The sequence below is a fragment of the Dysosmobacter sp. genome, from assembly GCF_052306735.1.
Lineage (GTDB): Bacteria > Bacillota > Clostridia > Oscillospirales > Oscillospiraceae > Oscillibacter.
On sequence record NZ_DAWBAJ010000038.1, the window covers coordinates 1 to 19,210 of the forward strand.

17 protein-coding genes and 1 riboswitch are annotated in these 19,210 nt (G+C 60.9%); of the genes, 5 read left to right on the forward strand and 12 right to left on the reverse strand.

Annotated features, from left to right (window positions below; translation table 11 throughout):
- The 4 genes from ACT67G_RS09255 to iolE all read right to left on the reverse strand — a co-directional run.
- On the reverse strand, positions 1 to 929 hold a 929-nt coding region (locus tag ACT67G_RS09255; RefSeq protein WP_443664050.1), incomplete at its 3' end, for a Gfo/Idh/MocA family protein.
- A 204-nt stretch (positions 930 to 1,133) separates the two neighbouring features.
- Positions 1,134 to 3,062 carry a 3D-(3,5/4)-trihydroxycyclohexane-1,2-dione acylhydrolase (decyclizing) gene (iolD, locus tag ACT67G_RS09260; protein ID WP_326214807.1) on the reverse strand — a complete coding sequence of 643 codons (1,929 nt, stop codon included), beginning with the start codon at positions 3,060 to 3,062 and terminating at the stop codon, positions 1,134 to 1,136.
- A 21-nt stretch (positions 3,063 to 3,083) separates the two neighbouring features.
- Complete coding sequence (locus ACT67G_RS09265; protein ID WP_326214805.1) at positions 3,084 to 3,884, reverse strand: 5-deoxy-glucuronate isomerase; 801 nt, start codon at positions 3,882 to 3,884, stop codon at positions 3,084 to 3,086.
- A 60-nt stretch (positions 3,885 to 3,944) separates the two neighbouring features.
- Positions 3,945 to 4,847, reverse strand: a complete 903-nt coding sequence (gene iolE / locus ACT67G_RS09270) for a myo-inosose-2 dehydratase (protein WP_325247761.1) — start codon at positions 4,845 to 4,847, stop codon at positions 3,945 to 3,947.
- A gap of 526 nt (positions 4,848 to 5,373) precedes the next feature.
- On the opposite strand from iolE, the gene ACT67G_RS09275 reads away from it, so the two are divergent.
- From ACT67G_RS09275 to ACT67G_RS09285, 3 genes are all read left to right on the forward strand, one after another.
- Complete coding sequence (locus ACT67G_RS09275) at positions 5,374 to 6,378, forward strand: sugar ABC transporter substrate-binding protein (RefSeq protein ID WP_443664051.1); 1,005 nt, start codon at positions 5,374 to 5,376, stop codon at positions 6,376 to 6,378.
- 224 nt (positions 6,379 to 6,602) lie between these two features.
- Positions 6,603 to 8,036, forward strand: a complete 1,434-nt coding sequence (locus ACT67G_RS09280; RefSeq protein WP_443664052.1) for a sugar ABC transporter ATP-binding protein — start codon at positions 6,603 to 6,605, stop codon at positions 8,034 to 8,036.
- Between the two features lies 1 nt (position 8,037).
- Positions 8,038 to 9,066 carry an ABC transporter permease gene (locus ACT67G_RS09285; RefSeq protein WP_325247758.1) on the forward strand — a complete coding sequence of 343 codons (1,029 nt, stop codon included), beginning with the start codon at positions 8,038 to 8,040 and terminating at the stop codon, positions 9,064 to 9,066.
- A gap of 133 nt (positions 9,067 to 9,199) precedes the next feature.
- On the opposite strand, the gene ACT67G_RS09290 is transcribed toward ACT67G_RS09285, so the two are convergent.
- The 5 genes from ACT67G_RS09290 to dapA form a co-directional block, all read right to left on the reverse strand.
- Positions 9,200 to 10,219, reverse strand: coding sequence for a Gfo/Idh/MocA family protein (locus ACT67G_RS09290; protein ID WP_443664053.1), 1,020 nt, complete (start codon positions 10,217 to 10,219; stop codon positions 9,200 to 9,202).
- Positions 10,220 to 10,275: 56 nt separating this feature from the next.
- Positions 10,276 to 11,226, reverse strand: coding sequence for a ComEC/Rec2 family competence protein (locus tag ACT67G_RS09295; protein WP_325246642.1), 951 nt, complete (start codon positions 11,224 to 11,226; stop codon positions 10,276 to 10,278).
- 168 nt (positions 11,227 to 11,394) lie between these two features.
- Entirely contained in the window at positions 11,395 to 12,090 is a 696-nt protein-coding gene (dapD, locus tag ACT67G_RS09300; protein WP_443664054.1) for a 2,3,4,5-tetrahydropyridine-2,6-dicarboxylate N-acetyltransferase, read from the reverse strand.
- 66 nt (positions 12,091 to 12,156) lie between these two features.
- The gene (gene dapB / locus ACT67G_RS09305) at positions 12,157 to 12,876 is read right to left on the reverse strand and encodes a 4-hydroxy-tetrahydrodipicolinate reductase (protein ID WP_443664055.1); all 720 of its coding nucleotides are present in this window, start codon (positions 12,874 to 12,876) and stop codon (positions 12,157 to 12,159) included.
- Positions 12,873 to 13,760: a 4-hydroxy-tetrahydrodipicolinate synthase gene (gene dapA, locus ACT67G_RS09310; RefSeq protein ID WP_443664056.1), complete on the reverse strand. Its 888-nt coding sequence runs from the start codon at positions 13,758 to 13,760 to the stop codon at positions 12,873 to 12,875. The genes dapB and dapA overlap by 4 nt, the downstream gene beginning before the upstream one ends.
- Positions 13,761 to 13,880: 120 nt before the next feature.
- Positions 13,881 to 14,050: riboswitch (Lysine riboswitch) on the reverse strand.
- 166 nt (positions 14,051 to 14,216) lie between these two features.
- Here dapA and ACT67G_RS09315 point away from each other — a divergent pair.
- Entirely contained in the window at positions 14,217 to 15,317 is a 1,101-nt protein-coding gene (locus ACT67G_RS09315; protein ID WP_325247681.1) for a M20 metallopeptidase family protein, read from the forward strand.
- A gap of 133 nt (positions 15,318 to 15,450) precedes the next feature.
- Here ACT67G_RS09315 and ACT67G_RS09320 read toward each other — a convergent pair whose 3' ends face one another.
- The gene (locus ACT67G_RS09320; protein WP_325247682.1) at positions 15,451 to 15,681 is read right to left on the reverse strand and encodes a helix-turn-helix domain-containing protein; all 231 of its coding nucleotides are present in this window, start codon (positions 15,679 to 15,681) and stop codon (positions 15,451 to 15,453) included.
- Positions 15,682 to 15,772: 91 nt separating this feature from the next.
- Here ACT67G_RS09320 and ACT67G_RS09325 point away from each other — a divergent pair, with 91 nt between their 5' ends.
- A complete protein-coding gene (locus ACT67G_RS09325; RefSeq protein ID WP_325247683.1) occupies positions 15,773 to 15,949 on the forward strand; it encodes a hypothetical protein in 177 nt (58 codons plus the stop codon).
- 36 nt (positions 15,950 to 15,985) lie between these two features.
- On the opposite strand, the gene ACT67G_RS09330 is transcribed toward ACT67G_RS09325, so the two are convergent.
- Together ACT67G_RS09330 and ACT67G_RS09335 are read right to left on the reverse strand one after the other, a co-directional pair.
- On the reverse strand, positions 15,986 to 17,122 hold the full coding sequence (locus ACT67G_RS09330) for a pyridoxal phosphate-dependent aminotransferase (RefSeq protein WP_443664057.1): 1,137 nt from the start codon (positions 17,120 to 17,122) through the stop codon (positions 15,986 to 15,988).
- 123 nt (positions 17,123 to 17,245) lie between these two features.
- Entirely contained in the window at positions 17,246 to 19,105 is a 1,860-nt protein-coding gene (locus tag ACT67G_RS09335; RefSeq protein ID WP_443664058.1) for a CvpA family protein, read from the reverse strand.
- Positions 19,106 to 19,210 lie beyond the last annotated feature (105 nt).

Below are 19,210 nucleotides of genomic sequence, written 5' to 3' on the forward strand. Positions count from 1 at the left end.
GAGGAGGGGCCGGTGAGCTTGCCGGCATGGACAGACTCCACCCACTTGCAGAACTCGATGTCGTAGGCCTCGATGAAGCGCTCCTTCCAGTCGGTCATGATGGGCATGCACTCGGCGGGCTTCACGCTGTCCCAACCGGAGGGACGGGAGCGGCACACCACAGCATAGGGGTCGGGCAGCTTCACGGTGCCGTTCTCACAGACCACCTCGCACTGAATGTCGTAGCCGTAGCCGTCGGCCACCTGGACCTCCACGTCAATGAAGCAGCCCTTCTTGGTGCGCATCAGCATCACCTGGGGGTTGTCATAGCCCTTGTTGGAGTTGGAGGACTGACGAACCTTCACGCACTGGACGTCCTCATACTCGTCGTCCAGCAGCCAGCGGCAGATGTCCAGCTCGTGGATCGCCACGTTGGTGACGCCGTTCTCGGTCTTGAAGCCCGGGCCCTGGGAGACGTTGCGGTGGCAGGCCTTGATGAGCAGGGGCTTGCCCAGCTCGCCGGAGTCGATGATGCGCTTCATCTCGGCGTAGCCGCGGTCATAGTGGCGCATGAAGCCCACCTGCACCAGCCGCTTGCCGATCTCCTGCTCGCGCTTGATGATGTCCTCGCAGTCGGCGGCATTCTGGGAGAGGGGCTTTTCGCAGAAGCACCACTTCTCCTCGGCCAGGGTCTTCATCACATAGTCATGATGGGTGGGATCGATGGAGGTGATGACCACAGCCTCCACCTCGGGATCCTTGATCATGCCGTCGCAGTCGTTGCCGAAGGAGCGGATGCCGTACTTGGCAGCCGTCTCGTCGGCGGCAGCGGCCACATAGTCGCTGACGGCCACCACGGTGGCGCCGGGGACGGTCTCAATGATGCGCCGGCAGTGATCCTTGCCGATGGCGCCGCAGCCGATGATGCCGATTTTCAAAACCTGATCCATGATGATTACCTTCCTTTATCAAAAATGATGTAGGGATGCCATTAACCTGTGCGGAAATGTTGCTGCCCGGAACTCTGATCATTTTCGCCGCGGCGTATACGTGGCGAAAATTCCCTGACTCAGCCGCCCTGGGCGGCGTCCACCAGAGGCCGATGTCTCTGGTGAGGGGGAAGTTGAGGGGGAGCAAGCTCCCCCTCGAGAGCCTTAGTACTTTCTCGCGTCCTTCACGTGGGCCAGATGGTCGGCGTAGGCGTCCAGGTTCTCCTGGCGCTCGGAGACCTCGGTGTCGCCCACACGCCACCAGGAACCATAGCCGTCGGTCATGGTCTTGGGCAGGACCTTGATGTCGAAGAGCACGGGGCGGTTCTTCACCTTCTTGGCGTCCTCGAAGGCAGCCACCAACTCCTCCATCGTGTGGATGGAGTAGGACTTGCAGCCGTAGCCCTCCGCCACCTTGGCGTAGTCGATGTCCATGAAGTTGCCGAAGAGGCCGTCCTTATTGCGGTAGCGCAGTTCCGTGCACAGCGTGACGTTGCCGTGGCCCACCTGGAGGTTGTTGATGCAGCCGAAGCTGGCGTTGTCGAAGAGGCAGATGTTGACCTTCTTGTGCTCCTGGCAGGCAGTGATGAGCTCGCCGTGGAGCATGTTGAAGCTGCCGTCGCCGCAGAAGGCATAGACTTCCCGCTTGTCGCCGATGGCCAGCTTCACACCCAGGGCGCCGGCCACCTCATAGCCCATGGTGGAATAGCCATACTCCATGTTATAGGTATCCACGGCACGGGGGCGCCACATGCGCTGCATATCACCGGGCAGAGAGCCGGCGGCGCCGATGGCCACATCGTTGTCGTCCATCATGGCGTTGATGGCGCCCAGGACAGCGGTCTGGGTCAGCTGGGCGCCCAGATCCTTGGCAAAGCGCTTGGCAGAGTCGGCGTTGGCGTCATTGATGATGGGCTTCCAGCTCTTCTTGTCCTCGAAGGTGAAGCCGTCCAGACGCTCCAGCTCCTTGTTCCACTTCTCCTTGGCAGCGGCGATCTCGGTGGTATAGCCGCTCTTGTAACCCTCCAGCAGCTTCTCCAGCCGGGGCAGGGCGTCCTTGGCATCGGCCACCACGGGGATGGCGTCCATCTTCAATGCCTGGAACTCGGAGACGTTGATGTTGACGAACTTGCAGGTATCCTTGAAGAGCCACTTGGAGGAGGTGGTGAAGTCGGTGTAGCGGGTACCTACACCGATGACCAGGTCCGCCTTCTTGGCGATATCGTTGGCAGCGGAGCAGCCGGTGACGCCCAGGCCGCCCAGGTTCAGAGGATGGGTCCAGACGATGGCGCTCTTGCCCGCCTGGGTCTCGCCGAAGGGGATGTTCAGCGTCTCGGCAAAGTGACGGAACTCCTCATGGGCCTCGGAGTAGCGGACGCCGCCGCCGCAAACCAGCATGGGCCGCTTGGCCTTGCGGATGGCCTCCGCCGCGTCGGCCAGGGCGGCCTCGGTGGCGGGACGGCGCTCCAGGCGCCAGACGCGCTTTTTGAAGAAGCTCTCGGGATAGTCATAGGCCTCGCCCTCCACGTCCTGGGGCATGGCCACACACACGGCGCCGGTGTTGGCGGGATCCGTCAGTACCCGGAAGGCGGAGATCATGGCGCTCATGAGCTGCTCGGGACGGACAATGCGGTCCCAGTAGCGGCACACGGCCTTGAAGGCGTCGTTGGTGGAGATGGAGAGGTTCTGGGTCTGCTCCACCTGCTGGAGCACGGGGTCCGGCTGGCGGCAGGCGTACACGTCGCCGGGCAGCACCAGCACGGGGATGTTGTTGGCGGTGGCGGTGCCGCAGGCGGTGACCATATTGGCAGCACCGGGGCCCACGGAAGACGTGACGGCAAAGATCTGCTTGCGCTTCATCTGCTTGGCAAAGGCCACAGCCGCCTGGGCCATGCCCTGCTCGTTCTTGCCCTGGTAGACTTCCAGGTGCTTGGCCTCCTGGCTCAGCGCCTGGCCCAGGCCCACCACGTTGCCGTGGCCGGGGATGATGAACATGCCGCGGACGAAGCGGCTCTGCACGCCGTCCACCTCAATATACTGATTTTCCAGGAAACGGACCAGGGCCTGCGCCATGGTCAAACGCACGGTTTTCATCGTTGCTTACCTCCTCGTTGTTTATCCCTGATAGATGTGCTCGTTGGCGTCGGCCTTCCAGAGCCACTCGTGCTCCTTATCGTCGATGCGGGTCTTCAGCCAGGGATCCCCGTCCAGATGGCGGATACCCCAGGCGTAGCACATGGCGTAGCCGGGCGCGGCAGTCTGGGAGTGGAAGCCGTGGTTGATGACGGCACATCCGTTGTGGCCGGTCTTGTAGATCTCGCCGTTGGCAAAGCCCGCTCCGAAGCCCTGGGGATAGTCAAAGCGGTAGAAGTACACCTCCGGCTGGGGATGATGATGGGGCGGATAAGAAGACCACTTGCCGGGATGGTTCAAAACCTCGCCCAGGACCATTTTGGAGAATGGGGCGTTGTCATAATCGAAGAAGGTCTTGATCTCCCGCTCCATGCAGCCCAGGAGCTCGCCGTTGCAGCCGGCGTGCTGGGTCTGGACCGTCTCGGGGGTATACATGACCGCCTGATAATCGGTGTCGTTCACCGTCTTTTGGATGTACAGCTCACTGTGGGCGTGGGCGGTGAGGACGATCTTGGTCTTGCGGGGAGCCAGCAGGCAGAATGCCTCATGGTGGAAGCAGTCCGGCCGGTCCGCCTCGCAGGTCTGATCGCCCCACTGATAGGTCACGGTGCCGGAGAACAGCAGCACGGCAGTCTCCTTCTCCGCCTCCTCGATGGTGTAGGTATCTCCTGCCTCCATCAGCAGAAGGCCCACGTCCATCTGGGTGCCCATATCGTCCTTGGCCATGTCGATATAGGCATTATAGCCGTTCTTCAGTTCCGCGTTTTTGTTAAAATAGGCCATTTCCAGTCATCTCCTATTCAAAATACAGTTGACAGTGCTCCGGAAGGGGGCCAACGGACCTTACAGCCCGGTGTGCTCGCGGATGTACTTGCGGGCCTTAATGGCGTACTCCAGAGGATTGGCCTTGGCGGGATCCTGCTCCGCCTCCACCAGCAGCCAGCCCTGGTAGCCGGCATCCGCCAGGACTTTGAACACGGGATCGAAGTCCACATTGCCGTCGCCGGGAACGGTGAAGGCACCGTTGCGGACGGACTGCAGGAAAGACCAGTTGTTCTTCCGGGCTTCTTCCACCACCGGCAGGCGCATATCCTTGAGATGGACGTGGCCCACACGATCCACATACTTCTTCAGCATGGCCAGGGGATCCTCGCCGGCAAAGGTAAAGTGGCCGGTATCATAGCAGAGGAACACATACCGGGGATCGGTGTTGGCCATCATGCGGTCCGTCTCCTCGCTGGTCTGAACCACGGTGCCCATGTGATGATGGAAGCACAGCTTGAAGCCGCGGTCCGCAGCCACCTTGCCCAGCTTGTTGAGACCGTCGCAGAAGCGGTCCCACTCGGCGTCGTCCATCACGTGCTTATGACCGCCGGTGAGGATGGGGGTATCCACCTGGCCCTGGATGGAGTAGCTCTGCTCGCTGACATTGATGTGGTTGGCGCCCACGGCAGCCAGGAAGTCCAGGTTGGCGATGAAGTCCTTCTCCACCTCCTCATAGGGCTTGGTCAGCAGGAAGGAGGAGAACCAGCGGCTGGCAATGCGCATCCCCCGCAGATCCAGCGCCTTTTTCAGCTCCACGGGATCCGTGGGATATTTGTTGCCGATCTCGCATCCGGTGAATCCCGCCAGGGCCATCTCGCTGACGGTCTGCTGGAAGGTGTTCTCCCCACCCAGCTCCGGCATATCGTCGTTGCACCAGCCGATGGGTGCGATTCCCAGGAAAACGTTCTTCTGATCAAACATAAGAGATCCTCCTTATATAAAATCATCTGTTTTGGGAGTCTCCCGAAACCGGGCGCCGCGGCCCCATTCCGGGCTTTGGACGAAAGCTGCACCCTGTGTCCGTTCACACAGTCATCCGCACCGCCTTGTCCCAACCGTTTGTACTATTATGAAAGTATCATCGTTGCCGTGGAAAATCAAGTTCTTTTGAAGCCGCTCAGGATTTTTTCCGATTTAGCCAAAGGCGATTCCGGTTTTTTTATGGATATGACAGCGCCATTCTGTGTCCCCACACAGAATCTCTCTTGTCATTTCACAAAAACACATCACAGGTTCCTTGTACAATTCCCATAAAGGCCAAGCGTCGTTTGTACATCCGCTACAAATTCTCCCTGCATTTTTATAGGAATTTATACAGAATTTACACATTCTATTGACTATGTGAGCGGGCACATGTTAAAATTGGTTCCAATGATACCGGATCCGGTTTTCCAAAATATTCTGCCTTCCGGCTCCGGAATTCAATGTAAAGGAGAAAAGAAGTACCATGAAAAAACTCTTTGCTATGCTCCTGTCCCTTGCCATGGTCCTGTCCCTGGCAGCCTGCGGTGGCACTACCACGGAAGAGACCACCACCGACGACACCACCACTGAAGAGACCGGCGATGCTGGTGCTGCCAGCGACATCGAAGTTGCCGTTGTCCTCAAGACCCTGTCCTCTGAGTATTGGGGCTATGTGAAGGCCGGCTGCGACGCTGCCGCCGCTGACCTGGGCATCTCCGTCAACGTGGTTGGCCCCGGCGCTGAGAGCGACATTGAAGGCCAGGTCTCTATGATCGAGCAGCAGATCGGTGCCGGCTGCGACGCTATCGTCTGCGCTCCCAACGACGCCAGCGCTGCCGGCGCTGCCCTCCAGGCCGCTATCGACCAGGGCATCCCCGTTCTGGCTGTTGATACCAACGTGGGCATCGACGGTCAGACCTGCTTCGTGGGCACCTCCAACGTGGACGCTGCCTATGAGGGCGCCAAGTGGGCCATCGAGCAGGTTGGTGCCGACGCCAAGGCCGTCATCATCTACGGCCAGGAAGGCGACAACACCTCCAACATGCGCCGTGAGGGCTATCAGAAGGCCTGCGACGAGGCTGGCGTTGAGGTCCTGGACGCTCTGTCCGGCCAGAACACCACCGACGGTGCTACCAAGACCATGGAAGACATGCTGAACGCTCACCCCGGTGAGATCAAGATGGTCTTCTGCCACAACGACGATACCGCTATCGGCGCCATGAACGCCTGCAAGAACGCCGGTGTCACCGACGTCACCATCGTTGGCTTCGACGGCAACGAGTCCGCCGTGGATCTGATCCTGGCTGGCGAGCTGATCAAGGCTACCGTGGCTCAGCAGCCCTATGAGATGGGCTATCAGGTGGTTGAGGCCGCTGTGAAGGCCATCAACGGCGAGACCGTGGAAGAGACCATCAACGCCCCCGTTGAGGTCGTCACCGCTGAGAACGGCCAGGCTTACCTGGACAACCTGGCTTCCATGAAGGGCTAAGCGCTCTGCTTTTGAAAACTGCATTGTCGCTACATAGCTGACAAACTGATGGAGGATATGGCGGCAGAAGCATCTGCCGCCATTCCTCTTGACATGCTCCCCCCGCCGGAGCGGGGATCCGCAAGAAATCAGGAAAATGGAATCGAGGTAATGACATGAGCGAATACGTCGTTGAACTGAGGAATATTACCAAGCTTTTTCCTGGTGTCGTCGCATTGAAGAATATGTCCATTGGCATCAGACCCGGTGAGATCCACGGTCTGATCGGAGAAAACGGCGCCGGCAAATCCACACTGATCAAGGTACTCACCGGCGTCCACACTCCGGAGGAGGGAGACATCTTTGTTGACGGCCAGAAGGTCGTTTTCAAGAACCCTGTTCAGTCCCGGGAAGCGGGCATCGCCTGCGTCTATCAGGAGCTGAATATTGTCAAGCAACTGCCTGTCACGGATAATATTTTCATGGGGCGCGCCGTGAAAAAGGGTCTCCTTCTGGATTACCCCAGAATGTACAAGGAGGCCGAGGAAGCCCTGAAGACTCTGGGCCATCCTGAAATCGACGTCAAGATGGAGTGCGGCAAGCTGGGCGTCGGCCAGCAGCAGATGGTGGAGATCGCCAAGGCCGTCTCTCTGGACGCCAAGCTCATCATCATGGATGAGCCCACCTCTTCCCTGGGCAAGGAGGAGATCGAGCAGCTGATGGAAACCGTCCGCGGCCTGAAGGCCAAGGGCGTGGCCATTCTGTTTGTCTCCCACAAGCTGGAAGAACTCTTTGCGCTGTGCGACCGCGTCACCGTTATGCGTGACGGCGAGCACATCGTCACCGAGGATATCGCCAACATGACGGAGGATTCCCTCATCACCGCCATGGTAGGCCGTACCCTGGACAACCTCTATCCCAAGGAATTCGGCACCAAGGGCGACGTGTGGCTGGAGGCCAAGAACCTCAACGAGGCCGGCGTGCTCCACGATGTCTCCTTCAAGGCCTATGCCGGCCAGATCACCGGCTTTGCCGGCCTGGTGGGTGCCGGACGGACTGAAACCATGCGAGCCATCTTCGGCGCCGACAAACTGGACGGCGGCGAAGTTTACATCAAGGGAGAGAAGGCCCATATCCACTCTCCCAAAGACGCCATCAAAAAGAAGATTGCCTTCCTCACCGAAGACCGCAAGGGCCAGGGCCTGGTATTGTCCCTGGATGTGCGCACCAATCTGATCCTGGCCAATATGAAGGGCTTTTCCAACGGGCCTTTCCTGGACAGCAAGCAGATCGAGAAGGCCGGCCAGGAAAACGTGGCTTCCCTGAAGATCAAGACCCCCTCTCTGGACGAGGTTACCGCCCAGCTTTCCGGCGGCAACCAGCAGAAAGTGGTTATCGGCAAGTGGGTCAACACCGACGCCGACATCTTTATCTTTGACGAGCCCACCCGTGGTATCGACGTGGGCGCCAAGATCGAGGTCTACCACGTGATGAATGATCTGGTCAAAGCCGGAAAGTGTGTGATCATGGTCTCCTCCGAACTTCCGGAGATCCTGGCCATGAGCGACCACGTGGTGGTCATGCGGGGCGGCCGGGTCATGGCCAATATCGACCGTGACACTCCGCACTTCAACTCTGAAGACATCATGAAAGCGGCCTGGGGAGGAGAGTTAGACTAATATGAAAAAGAACAATTCTGCCAAAGAACTGCTGCAGAAGCTGGGAACGCTGATGGCGCTGATCATCCTGATCGTGATCTTCTGCGTCATCATGCCCGACAAGTTCCCGCGGGTCAGCAACGTCATGAACATTCTCAAGCAGGCATCCATCAACTGCCTCATTGCCTCCGGTATGCTGTGCGCTCTGATCACCGCCGGCATCGACCTGTCTGTGGGCTCCAACTGCGTACTGTGCACCTGCACCATCGGCGTGCTGATGCAGAACTTCGGCATTACCAATGCCTTCCTGCTGGCCATCTGCGGCCTGGCCGTGAGCACCTTCGCCGGCTTCATCAACGGCACCCTGCTCACCCGCCTGGATCTGCCCCATCCCTTCGTGTCCACCATGGGCATGAAGAACGTCCTCTGGGGCATCGCGCTGGTCATCACCGGATCCAAGTCCATCGGCTTCACCAACCAGGGCGTGGATGCCCTGATGTGGATCGGCGGCTCCTCCATCGGCACCACCTATAACGCCGACGGCACGGTGAACTTCCCCGGCATCCCCGTGAGCTTCATCCTGGTCATCATCGTGTTCATCCTCTTCGACATCTTCCTGAAGAAGTCTGCGCTGGGCCGCCAGATCTACTGCTGCGGCGGCAACCCCGAGGCAGCCCGTCTTTCCGGTATCCCCTCCAAGAACGTGCTGACCTTCGTGTACACCCTGTCCGGCTTCATGGCCGGTATGGCTGGTATCGTGTCCGTTGGCCGTCTGGCTTCCGCTAACGGCAACGCCGGTTCCACCTACGATAACGATGCCATCGCGGCCTGCATCGTGGGCGGCGCCTCCTTCACCGGCGGCAAGGGCACCATCTGGGGCACCCTCATCGGCGCTCTGCTGATGGCCGTCATCCGCAACGGCCTGAACCTGATGGGCGCTTCCAACGATATCCAGTACATCGTCATCGGCGCCGTCATCATCCTGGCCGTCACCATCGACGTTGTCCGTAACAAGATGGAAGCCAAGGCCCGCAAGATGGCCGCGGCCTGATCCTCTCTTTCGGAATATCTGCCAGTACCCGGAGAACATATGGTTCTCCGGGTACTTTTTTGTCTCCCACAAAAAAGATCCGCCTATCCAGGCGGATCTTTTCTTTCCGTTTTGAAAGGGAATCCAATCTCTTTCAGGGCTGGCGGATCTTGACCGGATTCCCTGTCCGCCAGGCCTCTGTGGTGGCGTAGCCCACGGCAGTGGATCGGACGCCGTCATAGACGGTGGTGCCGGGCCTGCGGCCGGTGCGCACACAGTCCACGAACTCCTGCATCTCCAGCAGATATGCCTCCCGGAACCGCTCCGGGAAGGAGGCCACGCACTCCGCCCGAACGCCGCCGGGGCCATACACCCGGGCCAGGTTTTTCTCCGGCACGGCGGAGATCCGCAGCGTCCCCTCAGTGCCCACGATCTCCGTCTCCACATGGTAGCCGTAGGGGCAGGTGCGGCCCACATGGACGGTGCCCATGGCGCCGTTTTCAAACCGGAACACCGCCAGGCCCGTCTCATCGTCCCCCGCCTGCCGGAACTCCGGATGCTTGAAGGTGGCGCCCAGGGCATAGACCTCCGATGTCTCACTCCCCAAGAACCAACGCATCAGGTCGATGTCGTGGATGGCGGCGTCCAGGAAAATGCCGCCGGAATTTTTACAAAAGCGGATGGCATCCTCCACCACCGCCTCCGGATCCAGACCCGTGGCCTTCACCAGATAGGGCGTGCCGATGACCCCGGCATCCACCTGCCGCTTGGCGTAGGCATAGGAGGGGTCGTAGCGGCGCATGAACCCCAGCATGAACACAAGCTCCGGGTGGCGCTCCACGGCAGCCTGGGCCTGGAGGCACTGGGCGATATCCACCCCCAGGGGCTTTTCGGAAAAGACGTGCTTTCCTGCGTCCAGTGCCGCCTCGATCTGCCAGCAGTGCTCTGAGGAGGTGGTGACCACCGCCACGGCGTCTATCTCCGCCTCTGCCAACATCTTGTTGAAATCCGTGTACAGGGCCGTCACCCCCAGCTGCCGGGCATATTCCAGGGTCTCCGGCCGGGTGGTGCAGGCAGCTGTCAGCCGGGCGCCGGGGATCTTGCAGGCGATGTTCTCCGCGTGGACCCGGCCCAGGCGGCCCAGCCCCGCGATGCCGATGCGCAGGGTATTCATTCTGTTTCCTCCTTCACAGTCAAAAACCGGCCCCCGGCAAACCGGGGGCCGGGCGTTCAGTCCAGACATACGGTGACAGATTCGTGATAGGCAGGCTCCACCAGTCCCGGCAGATGCACCGCGTCGGTGAAGTACACCTGGGGCACCATCTCCTGGAGCAGAGAGACGATATAGGGGTGAGGCCGCTCATCCGGCCGCTCCGACGCCACACATACCACCGCCGTCTGCGGCCGCAGCTGGGCGATGAGCTTGCGGGTGGTGGAGGAAAGGGAAGCATGATGGGGTACCTTCAGCACCTCACAGGGAGCCAGGGTGTCCGCCTCCCACAAATGGGCATAGGTATCTCCCCCCAGCACCACGTCCCGTCCCTTGTAATGGAGCCGCTGGCGCAGGCTGGAGACATTCATCATCTTGCTCCACTTCATCAGGGGATAGCACTCCCGCTCCCCGGCGAAAGCGGCGTCATACACCTGGCGCTGGCGTTTATAGAGGAAGGGATCCCCGAAGAGAATGTCCATGGAGAGATCCTCCGTCAGCTGCAGCGTCATCTGCTCCGTCCCGGGCAGGACGGTAAGGTGCTTCACCCGGCCGGGATGCTCCCGCAGGGCGGCGGCGTAGATCTCCAGACAGCGCAGCAGGTTCCGGGCGGTCTTATGGAGGGTGAGATCCCGGTCAGGCTCCAGAGGCGGGGCTCCGGCAGGCGGCACATAGGTGGCAGCCAGCTGCTCCACCTCCACTGCCTCCAGAATGCGGCCCAGGCCGCCGATGTGATCCCGGTGGAAATGGGTCAGCAGCAGCAGATCCAGCTTTTCCACCCCCTGTTTGCGCAGGAAATCCCCGGCGTAGATCCGGCGGGAGCTCTGGTCAGAGAGCGGGGGGTGATCGTCCCGCACCAGGTTATCATGTCCGCAGTCCACCAGCATGGCAAAACGCTGGCGCGTCCCCTCCATCTCCCGAATCAGAATGGAATCCCCGTTGCCCACATTGATGAAATCCAGTTGCAGCATGCCATCCCCCCTATGAATTTGTTGTACTTACGATACCACACCCGGTTGTCCCTGGCAACCGGAAAGGAGGCGGCAGCGGCGCCAAAATTTTCCTTCTATTTTTGACAAGCATGCGCAAAACGTCCCCCGCCGCATTGTGCGGCGGGGGACGTTTTCAGATGCCTGCAATCACAGCTTGCGCAGGGCGTCCACCAGGGCGGTCTTGCCCTCGGTCTTCTCGTCCTTCATCTTGACAATGCGGGCGGGGCTCCCGGCCACCACGGCCCCGGCAGGCACATCGTCAATGACCACGGCCCCGGCGGCCACCACGGCGCCCTTGCCCACCCGGATGCCCTCGATGACCACGGCGTTGGCGCCGATGACCACGTCGTCCTCAATGACCACAGGGGTGGCGGAGGCGGGCTCCACCACGCCGGCCAGGACGGTGCCTGCGCCGATGTGGCAGTTGTTGCCCACGGTGGCCCGGCCGCCCAGGACAGTGCCCATATCGATCATGGTGCCCTTGCCCACCACAGCGCCGATGTTGAGGATGGCGCCCATCATGATGACGGCACCCTCCCCAATCTCCACCTTCTCCCGGATGATGGCGCCGGGCTCGATGCGGGCCTTGACGTTCTTCATGTCCAGCAGGGGCACGCCGGAGTTGCGCCGGTCATTTTCCACCACGCAGTCCGTGATGATTGCGGCGTTGGATTCCAGAATGGGCCCCAGCTCGCTCCAGTCCCCGAAGACCACATAGCTGCCGGAGCCGCCGAAGACCTTGGCGGAGCCGAAGTCCACGGGAGCGGTGGTGTTGACATACACCTTCACCGGGGTCTTCTTTTCAGAGTTTGCAATATAGTCGATAATTTCCTGAGCGTTCATAGTCTGATAAACTCCTTTGGGCGCAGGTCGCGCCGAATTTGATGGCTCCCCGCGCCGGGGGGAACATTACTGACCGAAGAGAATGGCCTGCAGGTCGTAGACGCCGGGGGCCTTGCCCGGCAGCATCCGGGCGATGTGCAGCGCGCCGCTGGCGAAGATCTGGCGGCTGGCGGCCCGGTGAGTGAACTCCAGCTCCTCATCCAGACCGAAGAAGTGGACGGTGTGGGTCCCGGCCACAGTGCCGCCCCGGAGGGCGTGGATGCCCACCTCGTCCTTTTGGCGGCGGCCGCAGTTGCCCTCCCGCCCGTACACCGGGCGCAGCTCCCCGGCAGGGTCGATGGCGGAGAGCAGCAGCTTGGCGGTGCCGCTGGGAGCGTCTGCCTTCTGGTTGTGGTGGGTCTCGGTAATCTCAATGTCGAAATCCGGCTTCAGCACGCCGGAGACCGACTGGAGGGCCCGCACCAGCACGGCAACGCCCAGGGAGAAATTGGCGCTCCAGAGCACCGGCGCCGCAGTGCCTAAGCTCCGCAGCTGCTCCAGCTGCCCGGCGGTATAGCCGGTGGTGCCGGAGAGCAGCGGCGTGCCCGTGCGGCGAACGTAAGACGCCACCTCCGCCAGGGCCTCCGGCCGGGAGAAGTCGATGACCACATCGGCCACCTTCCCCATGCTGCCCAGCCGGTCCAGATCGTCGTGGCCCAGGGAGAGCACCACCTCGTCACCGGCGGCACAGGCCGTGCTCTCGATCAGTTTGCCCATTTTCCCCCGGCCGATCAGTAAGAACTTCACAGGATCCCAGCCTCCTCCATGGTCTTACGCAGCGTCTCCAGATGCGCCTGGCTCATCTCGCACAGGGGCAGGCGCATGGGGCCCACATTGAGGCCCAGCAGGTTCATGGCCGCCTTCACAGGGATGGGGTTCACCTCGATGAAGAGGTCGTTCATCAGCTGCAGGTACTTCAGGTGGTTTGCCAGGGCCCGGGCCTGGTTGCCCCCCAGGTAGTCCGCCACGATCTCATGGCACATACCGGGCATAACATTGGCGTAGACGGAGATGACGCCGCTGCCGCCGATGCTCATGAGGGGGATGGTGATGTCGTCATTGCCGGAGTACAGGGCGAAGTCCGGCCCGATGCAGTGGGCGATCTTCATGGCGTAGGACATATCGCCGCTGGCCTCCTTGATGCCGGCGATGTTGGGGTGGGTCGCCAGGCGCTCCACTACGGAGACGGGAATGGAGCAGCCGGTGCGGCCGGGGACATTATAGAGCAGGCAGGGGATGTGCACCGCGTCCGCCGTGGTGGCAAAGTGGCGGTACATGCCCTCAGGATTGGCCTTGTTGTAATAAGGGGCAATGAGCAGCAGGGCGTCAGCCCCCATGTCCTGGTACTGGATGCTCTTTTCCACCTGGGTGGCGGTGCAGTTGGAGCCGCTGCCCACGATGACCGGCACCCGGCCGTTCACCACCTTGATGGTGTGGGCCACTACGGCGGCATCCTCCTCGTGGGACATGGTGGAGTATTCGCCGGTGGTGCCCAGCGTCAAAATGGCGTCGGTACCGGCGGCGATCTGGCGCTCCAGCAGATTGGTCAAAACCTCGAAGTTCACGCTGCCGTCCTCATGGAACGGAGTGATCATGGCCACAACGGATCCCTGCAGATGTTCGAATTTCATGTTGAGTGTCCTCCATACTTTTCGTTTTTTCGCCGCCCGGAAGAGGCGGGCAAATAAAAAGTCGGTAGAGACACGCCCCTACCGACAGCTCGTCACATGCGAAACGCACGGAGTTCCCTGTTAGCGGATAGCGCCCCCGCGGGCTCTCGTCCGCGGACAGTGCCGGAAGTCTTCCTCCCGATCCCACCTCCCGGCCACGCCTGACCGGAAAGTTCGGCGGACTTGCCCCCCGCACGTTCTCTGCCTGCCGGCTCCCGTGCGCTCATCGCATCCGCGCCTCTATCTCATTTTTCGCTATCATACCACCATCCCCCACCAGTTGCAAGAGTGAATTTGAAAAATCATCCAATAGATTACAAGCAGGTTAAAAATGCGCTCTTTCCCTGTTCCCCGCCGCCGGAACGTGCTATGATGGGGAAGAAATCAAATTGCTGCCTGCGAGGAGGTCGATCCCACATGTCTTGCGTAGCGTACCGCCGCCATCTGCACCAGATCCCGGAGCTGGACAACCGGCTGCCGGAGACGGTGGAGTACGTCAAATCCATTCTGGAGCCTCTGGGCGGAAAGGTCTTTACCCCCATTACCGGGAGCGTGTGCGTCTATTTTGACGCGGGGAAATGGGATACCGTGGCCTTCCGGGCGGATCTGGATGCCCTGCCGGTACAGGAGGAAACGAGCCTCCCCTTCGCCTCCGCCCATCCCGGGATCATGCACGCCTGCGGCCATGACGGTCACACCGCCATGATGCTCACCCTGGCGGAGTATACCGCCGCACATCTGGCGGAGCTGCCCCGGAACGTTCTGTTTTTGTTCCAGCCCTCGGAGGAGACCACCGGCGGCGCCAAGAAGCTCTGCGAAGCAGGCGTGCTGGAGCGTTACCGGGTGCGGCGCATCTTCGGCGTGCACCTGTGGCCGGGCCTCCCTGTGGGGGAGGTCTACTCCCGCCCCGGCCCCATGATGGCCCGCTCCAGCGAGGTCACCGTCACCGTGGAGGGAAAAAGCGTCCACCTCAGCCGGGCGGCGGAGGGCCGGGACGCCCTGACGGCAGGCATCGAGTTCCTTCAGCGGGCCTACGATATGATGGACTCCCTGCCCAGCGGCGAGCCCCGGGTACTGCGCTTCGGCAAGATGGTCTCCGGCTCCGTGCGCAACGCCGTCAGCGGCCACACGGTGCTGGAGGGAAGCCTGCGCACCTACCGGGAGGATATCTTCCGCTTCTGCCGCCAGCAGCTCCAGGACATCGGCAAGTCCCTGGCGGCGGAGACCGGGTGCGCGGTCAGCGTAAACCTCAGTGAGGGCTATCCCGCTGTGTGGAACCACGAGGAGCTCTACGCCAAGCTCTGTGCCCAGCTGGGTGCCGACGCCCCGCATCTGCTGGAGGCTCCAGCCCTGGCAGCGGAGGACTTCTCCTTCTACCAGCAGTTTACCCCCGGGGTGTTCTTCTTCCTGGGAGTGGGCAAGACGGCGGAACTCCACGCGCCGGACTTCTCCTTTGACGACGAGGCCGTGCTTCCCGCCGGGGTAGAATTCTTGAAAAAGCTGCTGCTGCTCCCCTGAGGGCACCGCGGTTTTCCACCATACATACACGTTGCAGGCCCCGGCGGAGCGGCCGGGCGCCGACAACGGCCCGGCAGTGTCTCTGGACGAACATGCAAAACCAGCGGACGGGAAGAACCCGTCCGCTGGTTTTTTATTGGTGTCTGCTTTTGGGGTAAGGAGTCCGCTCATCAGTGCGGCCCAGCAGATAGTCCACGCTGACGCCGTAGAGATCGGACAGCTTCAACAGCACGTCCACCGGCAGAGGCAGCTTCCCCAGTTCATATTTGGAGTACGTGGTCTGGCGCACCCCCAGATACTCCGCAACTTTCGTCTGGTTCCAGTCGCGATCCTCCCGCAGGTCCCGGATTCTCGAAAAAATCATATTCATCACCGGTTCCAGTTTATAATAGTCGCAACAAGACTATTGACTTATAGTCTTACTGCGACTATTATTGCAATGAGGTGATGTTGATATGCCCCCCTACTGCGCCCGGGAGGAGGCCGTGTGCGGCGGCTGCGCCCATTTCCGCCTCCACTATATCAAAATCGGCTCCTGCTACCGTCCCATCGCCTACGGGCACTGTGTCTATCCCCGAAGCAAAAAGCGCACCCGGAGCGACACCTGCCCCAACTGGACGCCGAAATCATAAAAAAGCGCTGTGCCTTTGGCGGCACAGCGCTTTGCTTTACAGGGTCTTGATGAACTTCTCGATGCGGTCCAGGCCCTCCTTGAGGTCCGCGTCGGAGTAGCAGTAGGAAAGACGCATATAGCCCTCGGTGCCGAAGTGGATGCCGGGGATGACGCCCACCAGCCCCTCCTTGAGCATCTTCTCGCAGAAGGTCTGGGAATCCATGCCGTATTTCTGGATGTTGATGAACATGTAGAAGGCGCCCTCCGGCTCCTGGACTTCCAGGCCCATGTCCACCAGACGCTTGTACACATAGTCCCGGCGCTTGCGGAAGATCTCCACCACGTCGGAGGTGTCCGTCCCCAAGGCGGTGACACAGGCCTTCTGCACGAAGGAGGGGATGGAGGTAACGGCATACTGGTGGAACACCTGGATGCGGTCCATGATGGGAGCGTCCGCCATGCAGTATCCCAGGCGCCAGCCGGTCATGGCATAGGGCTTGGAGAAGCTGTTGATGACGATGATGCGGTCCCGCATGTCCTGATACTCGGCAAAGCTGTGGTACCCCTCGGTATACACCAGGGTGCGGTACACATCGTCGCACAGCACGAAAATGGGCTTGTCCTTCAGGATGTCGTGGACGGCGTCCAGGGTCTCCTTGGTGTACATGCAGCCGGTGGGGTTATTGGGAGAAGTGAGGATGATGGCCTTGGTCTTGGGCGTGATGGCCGCTTTCAGCTCCTGGGGAACGATCTGGAAATGATTGTGCTCCGTGGGCAGATTCACAGGCACGCCGTCCTGCAGCCGCACCAGAGCCTCATAGAGTCCGAAGGCAGGCGTGGGGATGATGACCTCATCCTCGGGGTTGAGGACGGTGGAGAAGGCCGCAAACAGCGCCTCTGTGGCGCCCACGGTCATGATGATCTCGTTGGGGGCATAGTGCAGCCCATGGTGCTCCGCCTCGAACTTGGACACCGCCTCCAGCAGGTAGGGGAAGCCATTGCCGGGAGGATAGTGGGTGTCATTGGCATCCAGGGCAGCCTTGGCGGCCTCCTTGATGGCATCCGGGGTGTTGAGATCCGGCTCGCCGATGGTGAGGGCACAGGCGCCGGGGGTGTCCCGTACCAGATAGGTAAACTGCCGGATGCCGGACAGTTCCACGTTCATGACGGCGCTGTTCAAAGTGAGTTCCATGGGTTCCACGCTCCTTACGATTCTGATAGAATCCAGTATAGGCGTATCATTATGCATTGTCAATGCAAGTTTTCACAGAAAAAGGCACGGCATCCCAGGATGCCGTGCCTTTTTGATCGGGTGTTATGCCGCGGGAAGGGGCGTCTCCTCCGAAGAAGCCGTGTCCCCGGACAGGGCCGGATCCTCCTGCTCCTCCCCCTGGATGGGCAGGCTGATCTCCTCCTCCGGCTGATCCTCCCGGTGGATCTGGGTACCGGAGAGGATGCTGGCGGCGGTGCCGGTGGTGTAGGTGATGGTCACCCGGTCACCCACGTTGAGGATCACCGCCAGGGGATTCTCCGCCGCGCTGACAGCGTAGAACACGTCGCCGCCCTCCAGGCGGAAGAAGTAGTAGGAGTTGCCGTCCATGACAGCAGAGCGGATCTCGGCGATGGCGCCGGATACCTCCGCCTGATCGCTGGGGATCACCTCCGTCTCACCGTCTCCAATGAGGCCGTTGTCCGCCAGGGCCTGGCGGTAGCTGGCCTCGCAGGCGGCCACGGTGCCGCCGGTGGAGACGATGGAGTACTGCTGCACATTGACCATGGCGTACATCTTCACCAGGCCGTCCTCGCCCTTGAGGGCCATGAAGTAGGTGGGCTGGTCGGCAATGTTAAGCAGCAGGGGGAAGGTAGCGGTATAGCGCATCTGCTGCACCTGGCTCTGGGCACTGGCCTGGGCAGAGGCCTCCGTGGCGCCGGCGCAGGAGTAGAACCGGGTCTCCTTGGTGCGCTGGTTGGAGAGCAAAAAGCCGATGTTGGACTGGTCGGAGGTGACGGAGGTGACGCCGGTATACATATACACGTCGTCCCCGATGGCGATATAGTTATAGCCGTCGGTGGTGACCTTCACGTCCTTCTGGCCCAGAATGGAGTTCAAAAAGCCGTTGGCGTACATGCCGTAGTAGTCGTACTGCTCCATGATGAGCTCCGCCACATACAGCTGATCCACCCAGGAGGGAACCTCCTCGTAATACTGGCTCTCGCCTGTGACGGCGTTCACCAGCACGGCGCCGCGAATGTCCGTGCCGCCGAAGAGGCCGATGGTCTTCACCATCCGGGGGCAGACCCAGTAGGGGGTGCCCTCCTCGTCGATCTCAAAGACGGGATCGGCGAACATATAGGTGGGATAGTGGAAGCGCAGGTGCCGCTGGAGATTGCGGCCGAAGTGCTCGGCAGGGGTGTACTTCATCCCCTCGTCCAGCCGCACCACCTCCACATCCTGGGTCACCATATCCACGATCAGGTAGGCGGGCAGGCCCTCGGAGCGGTTGGTGAACCACTTGATGAGATCGGCGTAGGCCAGGGACGCCACCCGCACCGGGCGGCCCTGGTAGTTGATCTGGGTGAAGTCCTCCCGGATCTCGAACTGGGAGACCATGTCCGCCAGTTCGCCCAGCTTACGGGTGGCCAGGCGCTGGGCGGAATCCTTATCCACCATGGGGATCTGGTCGTAGGAGATCTCCTCCACCTCGGCGGCGAAATCGCCGTCCTCCACAGTCAGAAGCTCCGCGTAGCTGCCGGCCCGCAGCACCACCCAAGAGGAAAGGGCCCCGATGGCAATGGCAGCGATGAGGGCCACCAGCACAAAAAAGGGAATGGTGCACTGCTTTTTCACGAACCGGAAGTAGCCTGCGGCCCCCTCACCCTGGAACCCGGAGGTAAACACCGCCGAGATGCAGTACACGGCGCACAGCAGGAATACAAACACATAGAACTCCTCGGCGTGGAAGTTCAGGGCGGGTAGCTCCACATAGAAGTACCCCAGGCCGAAGAGCAGCGTCACACCCAGGTTGATGAGCACCCGGGTAAAGGCATTGCCGATGGCCTTTCTGGGCTTGCGGGCCTTTTTAGGCTGCTGGAAGGGGGAACCGCCCCCCTCACCCTGGAAATTTCCCGTGAAATCCCCGGGATTAAAGCCGCCGAAATGGAACGTAAACGGCATGAATCCATGTCCTCCTTTTTGTAATGGGGCAAATTGTATTTATGATACCGGAAAGTACAGTTTACAAGGGACTACACAGGGTAGGTATCTGACGGGAGGGGTGCC